This window comes from Brasilonema sp. UFV-L1 (assembly GCF_012912105.1).
GTDB lineage: Bacteria > Cyanobacteriota > Cyanobacteriia > Cyanobacteriales > Nostocaceae > Brasilonema.
Genome location: NZ_QMEA01000163.1, coordinates 1 through 14,085 on the forward strand (window position 1 = coordinate 1; position 14,085 = coordinate 14,085).

Annotated in this window: 7 protein-coding genes and 2 pseudogenes; 3 read left to right on the plus strand and 6 right to left on the minus strand. The window is 37.3% G+C overall.

Annotated elements, in window-relative coordinates; all coding sequences use genetic code 11:
- Positions 1–343 precede the first annotated feature (343 nt).
- A pseudogene (locus tag DP117_RS29835) lies at positions 344–1,232 on the plus strand (IS982 family transposase).
- Positions 1,233–1,253: 21 nt separating this feature from the next.
- On the opposite strand, the gene DP117_RS29840 reads toward DP117_RS29835, so the two are convergent.
- Positions 1,254–2,255, minus strand: a complete 1,002-nt coding sequence (locus DP117_RS29840) for a methyltransferase (protein WP_169221821.1) — start codon at positions 2,253–2,255, stop codon at positions 1,254–1,256.
- Positions 2,256–2,396: 141 nt separating this feature from the next.
- Positions 2,397–2,831: an SRPBCC family protein gene (locus DP117_RS29845; RefSeq protein ID WP_169221822.1), complete on the minus strand. Its 435-nt coding sequence runs from the start codon at positions 2,829–2,831 to the stop codon at positions 2,397–2,399.
- Between the two features lie 224 nt (positions 2,832–3,055).
- Here DP117_RS29845 and DP117_RS29850 point away from each other — a divergent pair, with 224 nt between their 5' ends.
- Together DP117_RS29850 and DP117_RS36615 are read left to right on the plus strand one after the other, a co-directional pair.
- Positions 3,056–3,406: a hypothetical protein gene (locus tag DP117_RS29850; RefSeq protein WP_169221823.1), complete on the plus strand. Its 351-nt coding sequence runs from the start codon at positions 3,056–3,058 to the stop codon at positions 3,404–3,406.
- 278 nt (positions 3,407–3,684) lie between these two features.
- A pseudogene (locus DP117_RS36615) lies at positions 3,685–3,858 on the plus strand (IS66 family transposase); the annotation flags it as partial.
- Positions 3,859–3,941: 83 nt separating this feature from the next.
- Here DP117_RS36615 and DP117_RS29860 read toward each other — a convergent pair.
- The 4 genes from DP117_RS29860 to DP117_RS29875 all read right to left on the minus strand — a co-directional run bounded on the left by DP117_RS29860 (position 3,942) and on the right by DP117_RS29875 (position 13,511).
- Complete coding sequence (locus DP117_RS29860) at positions 3,942–5,087, minus strand: histidine decarboxylase (RefSeq protein ID WP_169221824.1); 1,146 nt, start codon at positions 5,085–5,087, stop codon at positions 3,942–3,944.
- A 173-nt stretch (positions 5,088–5,260) separates the two neighbouring features.
- The gene (locus DP117_RS29865; protein ID WP_169221825.1) at positions 5,261–11,437 is read right to left on the minus strand and encodes a non-ribosomal peptide synthetase; all 6,177 of its coding nucleotides are present in this window, start codon (positions 11,435–11,437) and stop codon (positions 5,261–5,263) included.
- 45 nt (positions 11,438–11,482) lie between these two features.
- Complete coding sequence (locus tag DP117_RS29870) at positions 11,483–12,481, minus strand: diiron oxygenase (RefSeq protein ID WP_169221826.1); 999 nt, start codon at positions 12,479–12,481, stop codon at positions 11,483–11,485.
- A gap of 394 nt (positions 12,482–12,875) precedes the next feature.
- Positions 12,876–13,511: a response regulator transcription factor gene (locus tag DP117_RS29875; protein ID WP_169221827.1), complete on the minus strand. Its 636-nt coding sequence runs from the start codon at positions 13,509–13,511 to the stop codon at positions 12,876–12,878.
- Positions 13,512–14,085 lie beyond the last annotated feature (574 nt).

Sequence of the window (14,085 nt, forward strand, 5' to 3'; positions counted from 1 at the left end):
ACGAGTAGACATTGTTAGTGGTTGTCCATTTTTGTCTATGAAAAATGAAGCGGAACCCCCCGATAGCGCAGCGTGCCCGTAGGGCATAGCTTTGATTCTCCTTCACCAGATGCGCAAGGGACGGAGGAAACCTCCGCTCAAACAACTCTTGGCACGGCGCGCTTATTCACCGCAAAAATACACCCAGATCTTGAGTTTTACAAGTAGACATTGTTACGTGAGTTCGACGGGCTGAATTGACTATGGTAGCAGCTTTAAGGTTCAATTCGAGAAGTAGGCGATTCCTACGGAGAGCTACGCTTAACGCAGGTAGGCTACGATCATGTTACATCTCCAGTCTCGGTTGGACATCACAGAGATTTTTTGTGACCTCGATGACTTCAGCAAGCGTGTTTGAGTCGATGTGGAAGCAAGCACACCTACCACAGATGGGTGGAGAAAAGTTGAGCCGTTGTCGGATGTGTCTGAGCGAGATTATGACAATAGCGATCGCCTTTCACGGGTCTGGGTATCGCACGTTCAAAGAGTTTTATATCTTACAAGTCTTACCTTATTGGAAGAGGGCTTTTCCAAATTTGGTTAGCTACAATCGATTCGTTGAGGTTATGCCGTGGAGCTTGATGGCACTTTGTTGTTATCTTCATAGCCGTCGAGGAAAAGTTACGGGGATCAGCTTTATTGATTCAACTCCGATCACAGTTTGTCATAAGTGCCGTGCTACATCACACAAGGTATTCAAAGAATATGCAAATTGGGGCAAGAATTCTATTGGTTGGTATTTTGGTTTGAAATTACACCTCATTATTAACGACCAAGGAGAATTAATTGCTTTTAAGCTAACCGCAGCTAATGTTGATGATCGTACTCCGGTGCCAGATATGACAGAAGATATTGTGGGCAAAATATTTGGCGATCGCGGTTATATCTCACACAAACTTTTTCAGCAACTTTATGATCGCGGCTTACAGCTAATTACAAAGCTGAAGAAGAATATGAAGAACAAGCTAGTTCCTTTGATGGATAAAATCCTGCTCCGCAAGCGGGCTGTAATTGAGTCAGTCAATGATCAACTTAAAAACATTTGCCAAATTGAGCATTCACGACACCGTAGTGTTCTCAATTTCATGGTCAATCTTTTAGCTGGATTAGTTGCATACACTTATCAGGAAAAGAAACCTTCTTTAGATCTTGACCCAAAAGGTTTGCCTGCACTACCTGCGGCTCTTTTCTAACTCCGTCGAACTCACGTCTCATTAATTTGGAACGGCTTCGACAATGCAAATTAGCTGCTCTACAGGTAAAAATCGCTTCAAAGCAAAGCCAGAACTACTCAGCAGAGAAGTAAACTCTTCTTGAGTCCGCTCCCGACCTCCAGTCAGAACAAGCATATTCAAATCTGTCATCCGGGCTAATGTTGGCTCTTGCTCATTAGATAAAACCATTTCTACCAGTAAGAGGCGTCCTTGTTCATCTATTGCACGGCGGCAATTGTTCAATATTGATAGAGCTCGGTCGTTGTCCCAATCATGAATAATGTTCGATAACACATAGGTATCACCTCCCGCAGGAACTGTTTCAAAAAAGTCCCCACCAACAATGTCACAGCGATCTAAGACACCGTAAGCTGACAATACGGTATTTGCTTGGGTGACAACATCTGGTTGATCGAATAGAACTCCTTTGAGGCTAGGATTTGCGGCCAGGATTAGCCCGATCAAAGCGCCACACCCGCCACCAACATCCACCACTCGTTTGCAACTAGAAAAATCGTAGGTGGTAGGCACCTTTGGGTAGAGGAATGCAGTTAGTCCGATCATCGTATCATTAAACGTCCTGGCTACTTCTGGCTTGCTATGGAGATACTGAAAGAAACTGGTATTGTAGACGCGATCAAAAGCAGTATTTCCTGTCTGCACAGTCTCCAACAGGTTACCCCAAGCTTGATAGAACTCCTCTCCCCACAGCAAGGCAAGACTACTTAGTCTTCCTGCTGCTCCTGAAAGTAGCAGTGACCCGATCTCAGTTAAGACAAAAGTTCCAAGACGAATTTCAGATACAATTCCAACGCTTACCAGTCCTTTAAGAAGGCGATACAGGACTTCTGGGTTCGCGTTTACTTTCTGAGCTAAAGCTTGATAATCTGTTGCATCTGCCAACAAATCAATCACTCCCAGCTTGACCACGGCATAGATAGATTGGGAGATCCACGGAGCCGCAATTATTTTGATCAGTTCAATTTCATTACGAGTTTCCATTACAAATGCTTGCCTCTTGTAATTTTTGCTTGTTTTACTGAGTAATTCGATTCGGAGTATTAGTAGCATCGAAACAGAAAACCTGGTGGTTTACTTTTGCCACTCTGCACTATGTCTCAACTTAACTAATTCTCGCAACTCTCAATCTTTAGTTTTACAATGCCAGTTTTCAAGACTTTCAATTCCTTGCATAAAAATTTCTTGGAGCATCTTTTCCACTATGGAGATATTTTCTTCACTAGCTACAAATTCAGCAGTCCAAATAATCGAAGTAGATTCGCTTCCAACATTCTCTATTTCTATAGTGGTAAGTATTTCAGATGCGGGAAGTGGATGTTCATAAACTGTATAAGTAAATCGGCGTGCTTCATCACTGACTTCAATTATACGTTCTTTCAGTTGACTTCCATCTTTCATAGTGCAAAACCGAAAAGTTTGTCCGTTGACTTTTTCAAGTTTACAACTTTGAACAGCTGTTGGAAACCATTTATGTACATTACCACCTTGGCTAATTGTTTCCCATATTCCTTCAGCTTTGCCAGAAATTATTTGTTTGACGATTGTAGAATGTCTCATGTTTTTTAGAATGTCTCAACGTGTTTACCTATTATCGGTTAATTAACTTAAAAGTTAAGAAGCCATTTATAAAGTAAAAAGTAAAACTTAAGACGCTAGACGGTGAAGCATCAATCGGGAGCATCCCATTTGTGCAAAAATAACAAAAAAAATGCTCCCTGCAAGCTAAAAATTTTGGTAAATCTTGTATATTTAATTTTGCGCGACTACTTAATTAAGCACCTATGAATGAAAAAGCTCTGATGACAGAAGTTCTTCAGCTTTGTGCTGAACGCGACCTAACCCTAGCCGAGCACTGCTCACCGTCGCAATTTCGGCGCTTTGAACGAGGTCTTACACGAAAAAAATTGGTCGGGCTACGAAAGCCTAATGAAACAGCCTTGGGCATATTTGCAATGTTTATCCCAGATGTAGTGTTAGCGAATCTACCTTTTCCAGTTCACGCACATATGCTGAGACATGGAACGGGTGGCGTTGCTGATTTGAAGTATGAATCTAGTTTTGTCATGCTGAATGTAGCGAAGCGAAATGAAGCATCTGCAGAGATTCTATGTCCTGCGGACACGCTGCGCTAACGCTTCACTTCGTTACGCTCAGAATGACAATTCATACGCTGATTCAGCAACGCCGAACGGGTTATTATTTGGCAAACCGAGGTACCGATACTCGGATAATTCAGAGCTATCTTGGGCATAACAATATCCAGCACACGGTACGTTAGACCGAACTGGCATCTAGTCGGTTTCAAGGACTTTAGGATGGTTAGTCTTTTCCATCTTGTTTAATTGTCGCGATTGGCGATCTGACTGTGTGGTCAAGCGCCATCACTCCCCCGAAATTTTTCGCTCTCCATATTAGCTTTGGCACGCGAACAAGTGAAGGTAGTCTCGCCTATACTTCTGTGTTAAGTGTAATTGAAACCTGTCGATTGAGAAACATTAATCCTTGGACTTACATCGCTGTTGTAATTGCCAATGCTAGAAAAGGAATTTGTCAACCTTCTGTCCCTGTTGAAAACTTTAGTTAACGATCGCTATTTTGGAGGGGAGTGTGAACGGTTATATACATGTATTTTATCTTCAGACATAATGTTTCCTTCTCGGTGCTAATCTATAATGGTGCTATCAGTGACGGATATAACGTTTTTACGTTATCTGTCATGCTGCCATGGTTTTTAACGTGAAGTACATCTTTTAGAAAGGAACTAAATTTTTCGTGACTAAGTTTTGGTAAAGCAGTAATTGTTGTATATTCCTTATAGGTCGGCGCAAGCCACTTCTCCATTACAATATCATCCACTCTATCAAATACCAATGTAATAGCATGATCGACTTTCCACACATTTAGTCCGCTATTTATTGCAATCTCTTTAAATTCTTCAGCTTTTTTCAGACAGGAATAATATCGCTCTTTCAATCCAAATTCCCCACCCAATTTTTTTATTTGTTCATACAATAAAACTGGCGTAACACCATTTCTACTGCCGCCTATTGTGACATCATAACTTGGAACATACTCAATTTTATTGCTTTGTATATACTTTCTGTTAATTAACAATATCCCTGACGGAATAGGGCAACCAATAAACTTATGCCCACTGATATTGATAGAATCAAAATCCTCACACATACTATAATCTTTAATAAATGGCAGAAATCCGCCATCAAAAGCCGCATCAGCATGAATATAAAAATTTATACTTAATGCTGCAGCAATATTTTTAAACGCTTTAACGTCATCAATTGATGATGTTATTGTTGACCCTAATGTTGCAAAAAAAATAACTGATTTATGTTTCTTTTCATATAGGGCTTCTTCTAGCTTTTCATTATTAATAGAGCCATCTTTATTGGTTGATACATAAATGAGATCAAGACCAATGATGTCTGCAATTTTACCTATGCAGTAATGAGAATATTCTGAAGCGACTATTACACATTCATTTTTATATTTTTTCATATACTCACGTGCTCGCCAACAACAGTATAACGCAGCTTCAGTACTACAGTTCGCTATATAGCCCCAAGATGTGTTTGAGTCTGTTTTATATAGTTTCATGAAAAACTCTACAACTTCTTTTTCAAACTCATGTGTGCCAAGGGAGCCTTTTAACGTAATAGGATCACCCAAATTATTTATTGAATAGTTTAGAATCTCCCCTAATGAGTTTAATGTGAAATCAGTTGACGGCGGATAGCCTATGTATAGTTTATTATTATGTTCAAGCCTATTAATGAAATCAGTTTGTAGCAACATAGTTCACTTTTCTTATTTTTCTAACTTTAGGTCTAATGCTTGGAAAATAACACACGTTCCGGAACTGGAGCAGTGTTGGATCGTAAGCATAAATTGCCATCCAGGTTATTTATTGGCAATCACACTTGTGGTTTCGATTCCCTACTTTAGATGATGCAATCCTTATTTTAGCCTTACTCCACTATTTTGTAGTAACTAGCAATAATATTGCCATGATGGCAATCTACATAATATGTTTTTATATTATTACTAATATACTCAATATTATTATTCTCTAAAGTGAGTACATATTTGTTGAGCAAGTTAAATTCTCTATTATTGAATCTGGTATCGGTTCCCGTTGCCTTGTACAAAGTAATGTTTGTATGTTTCAAATCATGACTAATATCAGTAGTTTCGATATTGCACTCCGCATCATAAGCGCTAATAATTTTGTCTACATATGATGCTGGGTAATGCTTTAAAAGCATTTCATACATCTGAGCTTTCATCAAGGAATGGTCTATATTGCCTGTTAATTTTCTTGTTTCTTCATTAGGCAATATCGTATCAAGTAAAGTGACATTGATTTCTTTATGCCCTCTCTTCTCCAGAATAGCGGCCATTTCTAATGCAATCTGCCCACCTAAAGACCAACCTAAAAAATTAATAGAACCATTTAAAGAATAATCACGTTCATATTTATCTAAATATTGTTGTGCGAGTTGATTTAGTGAATCAATTTTATCTTGGTAGTGAAGGTTGTAATTGTCAATTCCAATACAGTTATATTTATCTGATAATAAATCAGCCAAGTCTTGATATACTTCACTTCCGCCATTACCAGGATGAATAAATATCATTGTCGGAAGATGTGCCGACCATTTATTCCGATACATTTTTACTAACGAAAAATGATGAGCATTCTTTATAAAATTGGCAAAATTAGTAATTACTTTTAATCTAAACACATCAGCCACAGTGATTTGACGATCAAATGTTTTACTAAGACAATGAGATAACTTAATCGCTGTAATGGAGTCACCCCCAATGTTAAAGAAGTCATCATTTATCCCGACTTGCTCTATGTCCAATATATCTGACCAGATTTGAGCAAGTTGTGCTTCGACTTCATTACGTGGAGCAATATAATGGTCTTTATCGGTACTAAATTCAGGATCAGGTAAGGCCTGGCGGTCTAGTTTGCCATTAGGGGTTAATGGAAATGCCTCTAATTCTACAAATGCACTTGGCACCATATACTCAGGTAATACTTTCGATAATTGTTCTAATATAAAGTCTTGGGTTAAGCTTCTCTGGATAGGGTTAGATTTATCTCCCTTGTCTGTGTTGCTGATACTTTGATTAAGATCATCCAACAAATAATAAGCTACTAAATATTTATTACTGCCAGACTTTGTCTCTCTATTCTTTGCTAATACACATGACTTTTTGATTTGCGGGATATTTTCAATAGCACTCTCAATCTCTTCTAACTCTATCCGGTAACCCCTTATCTTAACTTGACTATCCTTCCTCCCTTCAAACTCTATATAGCCTGCTTTATTCCATATTCCCAAATCTCCCGTCTTATATAATCGCCCTAAAGTAGGATGATTTATAAAACTATCTTGTGTCTTCTTCTCATTATTCCAGTATCCTAATGCAACACCTTCTCCACCTATATAAATCTCTCCTATCACACCAACAGGGTTATGCTCTTCAAATTCATTTAAGATATATAGCTTTTGATTTGGCATCGCTTGTCCATATGGGATAGAGTTCCACTTTGGATTAACCTCTTTAATTTCATACCATACAGACCAAATACTTCCTTCAGTTGCGCCACCCAAACTCATCACGATTGTTTCTTGATTGAGCAATTTGATTTGCTCTGGTAGCTTAACTGGAATCCAATCCCCACTCATCATTACCACTTTTAATGTATCAAGTAGTTGATGGCTATCTTCTACATAATCTACAAGTAATTGCATTAATTGTGGTACTGTATTCCATATTGTAATGTGATGTGTTTGTATCAGTTCATACCAATGGCTGGGCTCTCTAGTTTTCTCTTGTTCTGGAAAGACAATCACACCACCTGCTGCTAATATCCCAAAAATATCATAAACAGATAAATCAAAACTTAATTCTGATAATGCCAATACTTTATCTGTATTATTAATATCAAACCGAGCGTTCACTGCTTGAATGGTATTAGTTACACCTCTGTGGGATATCGTTACCCCTTTAGGTTTACCTGTGCTTCCTGAAGTAAATATGACATAGGCAATATCATTTAATCCCGCTTGAGGTAATTGCTCCAGCTTGATCTTAGGCTGATATTTAACAATCTCTTCTATAATTAGCCACGTATATTTGAATTCAATATTACTGCCTTGAATACGACCATTAAACTCTGATTGAGAGACTAATACCGTCTTGACTTTCCCCTGTTCTAATACCTCATCACAGCGACCTGTTGGCCAATCGACATGCAACGGCAAATAAGCTGATCCACTTTGCATAATACCTAACGTCGAGACAACCTGGTGATGCCCCTTCTCACTGAGTACGCCAATGAGATGGTTTTTATATGAAAGCCCGTGATCATATAAATACCTAGCTATCGCATAACTGTATCTACCTATTTCTTCATAGGTATAATGACCATTCGCATCGATTACAGCACAATGACTGGAGTATGTTTTAATACTCGACAAACAAATATCTACTAAATTTTCTGTTACTTGAGACTTAATAGCGTTATTCGCTTGATTAATAATTGCTTGATCACCTGATGAAAGTGCCATATCAGGTAAAGGCTCTTCCCAGTCGGCTTCTGCTAAATATTCAATTAAAGTACAGTAATCAGCATACATCTGGCCAATCATTTCAGAATCAAATAATTGGTCCACATAATACCAATCAACATATATTCCTAAACTGTCTTCACGAATGATATTCTCTAACATACATTGTGAAGTTTGAGCTGACTCATACCCAATACCTTTATAGTTACCCTGCATGAAATCGCCTTCAAACATTGAATAACCTAGCGCACTGGTAAATACATATGGAGCAACCAATCTATCTGGAGCATACCCTCTTGTCCTTCTGATATCACGTGAAACTTGAATACCGTTATATTGCTTATGATCAAGGTCGTTCCATAACTCTTGCTGGTGTTGCTTCAGTGCTTCAATAATTTTTAATTTTGCTTTTCTATTAAATGCAAAGAGCTCCACCGTAGTAAAATCGCCCACCACTTTGTCTATATCTGGATGGATATAATCACGGCTAAATAAAGTTAAATTTAACAAAATCTTGCTACTTCCTGAATATCTTGACAATACCAATCCATAACAATATAGAAAAACCGTAGTTAAACTAACTCCCTTTGAAGAAGCTAAAGCTCTTAAATTTTGGATTTTTTTGTTATCAAAAAAAACTCTCAAAGTAGAAAAGTGAGCATTTTTTACTTTTGAAACATCAGTTTTCAAATTGATTTGAGGATAATCAGGGATGGTTTCTAATTTTTCATGCCAATAGTTTTTTGCGAAGATATAATCTTCGGATTCATGAAATCGTGTATTGTTCTGTATGGAATATCTGAATGTCGCATCTAAAGGTGTAAGTATCTTGTTGTCATAATAATCGGATATATCTTTAAAGATAATAGATAAGCTATATACATCTGTAATAATTGCATCAAAACTACAATGCAGAATGTAGTCTCCATTTTGGCAACTATACTTAAAGTCAAACAATGGATATAGCTGCAAATCAAAAATATGGCGAGACATTTGCTCTCGCAATTTTAATCTATCTCCTTTTTTTAGCTTAAACTCAGCAACATCATTGATAATTATTTGTCGATGATTATAAAATACCGTTCTTAAACCTGCATGCCGATGAATAGTTTTATTTATAGCTTGTTCAAGCTGTTTAATGTTGAGCGAAGCAAACTCTAATTCAAGATAAAGTTGTGTGGATATACCCCCAAGTATAAAGGTATCATCTCTGCCCAAATAATAGGCTTCTTGAACATCAGTAAGATCAAAACTAGTTTGTTCATTATCTTGAGTATATTTATAAACAAACGGAGCTAATTGATTAGAATTTGACGATTCTGCAGATTTTTCTAACTGCTCGACATATTCCGCTAATTGCCCTAAGGTAATATTCTCGAATATATCACTTGGTTTTATTATGACACCAAATTTTTCTCCAATAGACATGACTATTTTTGTAATTAATAATGAGTGACCACCTAATTCTAGGTAATTACTATTACTATCTAGTTTCTCCAATTTTATTGGCAACAAATCTAGCCATAATTCTCCAATAAATTTTTCATATTTATTCCGTGGATTGAATTCAACTTTATTAAATTGTTGGGAGTCAAAAACATTTAACAACTTAGCTCTGTCTAGCTTACCATTTATAGTCAATGGAAAACTATCCATCTCTACGAATCCACTCGGCAACATGTACTCAGGTAATAGGTCACTTAGATGTGTGACAATATCATCTTGAGAAATTTTTTGGTCTTCTCGGACGTAATAAGCCACAAGATAGTGATTTTCCCCAGCTTCGGTTTGACTGGTTTTAGCCAATACACAGGCCTGCTTAATACCGTTAAGCACAGTTAAGGCAGCTTCAATCTCGCCTGTCTCAATACGATAGCCACGAATTTTTACTTGAAAGTCATTACGACCAATGTAGTCAATATTGCCATCAGGTAGCCACTTTACCAAATCACCGGTTTTGTATAAGCGGGTATAGCCTTGGGCTATATCGGCGGTAGTAGCAAACGGGTTGTCAATGAAACGTTCTTGAGTTAATTCGGGACGGTTAAGGTAGCCACGCGCTAAACCTGCTCCCCCAATATAGAGTTCGCCAATTGCATTAATTGGAACGGGATTTAGACTGCTATCTAAAATGTAGATTTTGATATTCGCTAAAGGTTTACCTATATTCGTATTTAAGTCACCGTGTTGGTATTCATGTGCTGTTGCACAAACTGTGGATTCTGTTGGTCCATAAGCATTTAAAAACTGCCTACCTTGACTCCACTGCTGCATTACGACTAATGGACAAGTCTCTCCTGCGACAATTAGTGTTTTTAAAGTAGCTAAATGCTCGTAAGGCATTATATTTAATAACGCAGGTGGTAATGTGGCTGAAGTAATATATCGATCTTTAAGGTATTTAGTTACTAAATGGGCATCTTGTCGAATATTGGCTGGAATAATATCTAAACAGGCACCACTCAATAAAGTGACAAATATTTCTGATACAGAAGCATCAAAAACATAGTTAGCATATTGTAAAACCTTACTCTCAGACGTTATATTAAATTTATCCTGCTGAATATAAACAAGATTATTTAATGATTGATGCGCTACCATCACTCCCTTAGGTCTACCAGTGGTGCCTGAGGTATAAATCACATAAGCTAAATCTGTAGCCCGGCTGCAAGCTGGTAAGTTAAATTCTGAATCATTAGTATAAAAACTCTCTTCCACAACGATTTGATGAACGCTTGCCATTAATCTCGTAAATCCGCGCTGGGTTAATACTAACTCTGCGCTAATGTCTTCCAAAATATAATCAATACGCGCCTGCGGATAAGCTGGGTCTATTGGTACATAGGCTCCGCCAGCTTTTAACACCGCCAAGATACTAATTACCATATCCAGAGTGCGCTCTAAGCATAAGCCGATTAAGGTCTCAGGCTGAAGTGGCTTGCCTGTTATGTGTTGATATTGAGCACGGATATGCCGTGCCAACTGGTTCGCTTGGGCATTGAGCTGACGATAGGTTAATTGCTGATCCTCAAATACTAAGGCTATATTGTCTGGTGTTTTAGCTACTTGAGCTTCAAATAATTGATAAATAGTTTTATCTTGTGGATAAGCTTTATCTGTCTGGTTCCATTCATAGATGATTTGATTGTACTTTTCTGAAGATAATTTATTAGATTGTTCAGCATCACCTAAATTCAAATCAACTTCTTGAAATTCATGCGCATTTTCATTTTGAGATAATGCAATAATAGAATCAATAATATTCTCATTATTAATTTCGTTACATTCACTAGCTTCTTCAATAAGTAATGCTGTCGTTTGATTTTTGTATAGTACAATTTTATCTACTATACATATTATTGATTTTTTTTTGATGCTTGAGTTATCTTCTGTAACTTCATTAAATTCTTCTAAATTTTGGAACAAAAAATAATCTATTTGATTGATATTTATCTTAGTAATTTCTTTCTCTAATTTATGTCCTAAATCTGTTAAATCTTCAAAAAGCGTTTGCTTTTCGTTAAACCTTCCAGATAAATATATACAAAGCTTCTTCATAAATTAAGCCCACTCTTTTTCTTCAAATTTAGGTAGTGTAATAAATTAAGCCCACTCTTTTTCTTCAAATTTAGGTAGTGTAAATTGATCAAATACACCAGCCTTGTCTAACAGCATAATAATATTCTTTAACATCGGATGATCCTTAGTCAATTTGAATCCACCATATGTATCTTCAACAATTTTGCTTGCTTCTTTATCACTGAATCCTATTTTGCTTAATACTTGTTTATCAAAATTAATCTGAATTGTTAGACCTAAATATTCTTCTATGAAGTCAACGATAATTTCGCCAATGTGTTCTTTATACTCTTCGTTAAGGTTAATCCATATAAACTCAAGTAGCTTATAAAATATTCCTGAATGTCTTTTTTCATCCGCAAAATGATCTTTTATAATTTTCTGAAAAAATGGATGGGTTTCCTCCTGATCGGTCATTGTAATAATTTCTTTTGTTAAAGTGTTTTCTGCTAAACATACGCAAATTAAATCAAATATATTATGATATTTATTATCAAGCTTTTCCTTAACCTTAGTAATGGCCTTTTCTATTTCAATCACTTCAGGCAAAGGCAAAGCCTCAACACCTGTATGGTCTTCTATTTGCAGCATCGCATCGAAAGCTACATAAGCATGATAAGCTTCATCTACCATAATGGTATAAAGGTTAATTTTTTGTTCTTTATTAAACTCGATAGGCATTTGATTGGTTAGTACTTTAATAATAGTTTCATTTACTACTCTAGTTTCTATAGTGGCAATATCATTAGAGTATTTATATAACGACTGAATCAATAGAAACTCTATTGCTCTTTCACCTTTTGCCATCACCGTCGGATGAATAGCCAAAGGTGTCCTTGATATTGGGTAGTAGTAACCTTTTGCCTCTTTATCATAAACAACTTTTGGTCTACTCCTTACTGTTGCCCGTTTTTCCCATTCAATTTGTAATTGTCGAGTAAAACCAGTAGTCAAACCATCTTTACTAAGAGTAAGAATTTGTTCGCCGATTTTTGATTTAGCATTATTCATCATTCGAGCCATGCTGAACCTACCTTCTAGGATTAGTAACTGAATTAAGAAAGAACGATAAGAAAATTTCAAACAGAACTGTATATAGCTTTTAGGCTTAGCACTGTTTATTAAACAAGGTCGAAGTGGCTTGCAAATTTGAAGAGATACCTAACTCAATCTTTTACATTCATTTGCGATTGAGACCATTTGTCAAATGGTACATATCTCTCACCCACACCTTTTCAATTTCAATAGAAAACATGATTCCACCTCTGCTGACAGAACAAGTTGTCTTTTCTGGTAGCCTAAATTAGGAATTCCTTTTTGGAAAGTTGCACCATCGCGTTACATATAAAGTTAGCTTGGTGCTATAAGGTCTGCATAGTTACACAAGTACCTTTTTTAAGAGGCTGTTTGTCAATGCTTATGAAACGTTATGTTTCATAGCCCATATAACCGCCTCAACTCGTGAACTCACTGCTAATTTGGTGTAGATGCGGCTAATGTAATTGCGTACTGTTTGATGACCCAAGCATAGCTCAGTAGCAATGCTCGCATTGTCCCAACCCTGTGCTATCATGCCAAGAACTTGTTGCTCTCGCTGCGTCAGAGTAACTTCTCCATCTTGACTCGACTCATCCAGCTTCTGTTGAACAACCTCTTCTACAATGCCCTGACCGTACCATGTATTGCCTTTCGCTACTGTACGAATAGCACTAATTAACGTTTGCGGCTGTTCAGACTTAAAAACACAGCCTGCTATGCCACTTGCCCTTAAAATAGACAGGTTAACTTTATCATAGTGAGCTAGTGCTAGCACTTTCAAATCTGGACAGTATTTATGTAAGTAGGCTATTGAGTCAAGTAGTTTTAAATTAGGTAAGTCTAGATCAATTATTAATAGATCGGGCTGAAGTTTTCGATTCAATTCTTGAACCTTATAACCATCGTTTGCTTCACCTACTAAAATTAAATCTTCTTCGACTGTCAGAGTAGCACGAATGCCAGCTCCCACCAACGAATGTCTACTAGCCAGTAGTACTCGAATGCTGTTGTACATGTGCAGATCCTTTCTTAGCAGTAAAAGTTAAGCTTGAATAGTTTTCCTTAGAGACACAGCGGAAAGTCTGAGCGGAGGAAACCTCCGCTCAGAGCTTTCCAAGACAGAGAGCGCAGAGAGAAAAGAAGAGATTTTACGATTCACCTTGAAAGGGCTAAAGATTAGAACTTACGTATTGACAAAATTTTGATTGTGTGGGGATTGCTATAGTGCATAAGACATCAATCACCTCAACTAAGTAGGGACATACAGCAGCAATTCCTGAGTCTGGAGCGGAGCCTCTGATGCTCCGCCTCCGGTCAGAAGTCAGAAGTAAAAAGGTCTTTCTATCGGGGTTTTAGACCTGAGTGTTGTATCTCACTTACTTGCAATGCGCTGTAAGTCCCCATATTCTTAAGTAGGTGTAAGTGAACTCAAGTTATGCACAAAGCGCGGAAGATGGAACGTGGATTGTAGATAGCTGAAACATTTTGCAGCTGCAGTGCTGTTGAGCAGCAGATACAGACAATGCGGACAGTAGCGATCGCCTACTTAGAAAAGCGCGGACTCACACAAGCCGTTAGATTTCTCAAAA

Excerpts from the sequence above, each read along its gene's own strand:
- DP117_RS29840 (WP_169221821.1), bottom strand. The coding sequence starts at position 2,255 with ATGGAAACTCGTAATGAAATTGAACTGATCAAAATAATTGCGGCTCCG.
- DP117_RS29845 (WP_169221822.1), bottom strand. The coding sequence starts at position 2,831 with ATGAGACATTCTACAATCGTCAAACAAATAATTTCTGGCAAAGCTGAA.
- DP117_RS29850 (WP_169221823.1), top strand. The coding sequence starts at position 3,056 with ATGAATGAAAAAGCTCTGATGACAGAAGTTCTTCAGCTTTGTGCTGAA.
- DP117_RS29860 (WP_169221824.1), bottom strand. The coding sequence starts at position 5,087 with ATGTTGCTACAAACTGATTTCATTAATAGGCTTGAACATAATAATAAA.
- DP117_RS29865 (WP_169221825.1), bottom strand. The coding sequence starts at position 11,437 with ATGAAGAAGCTTTGTATATATTTATCTGGAAGGTTTAACGAAAAGCAA.
- DP117_RS29870 (WP_169221826.1), bottom strand. The coding sequence starts at position 12,481 with ATGGCTCGAATGATGAATAATGCTAAATCAAAAATCGGCGAACAAATT.
- DP117_RS29875 (WP_169221827.1), bottom strand. The coding sequence starts at position 13,511 with ATGTACAACAGCATTCGAGTACTACTGGCTAGTAGACATTCGTTGGTG.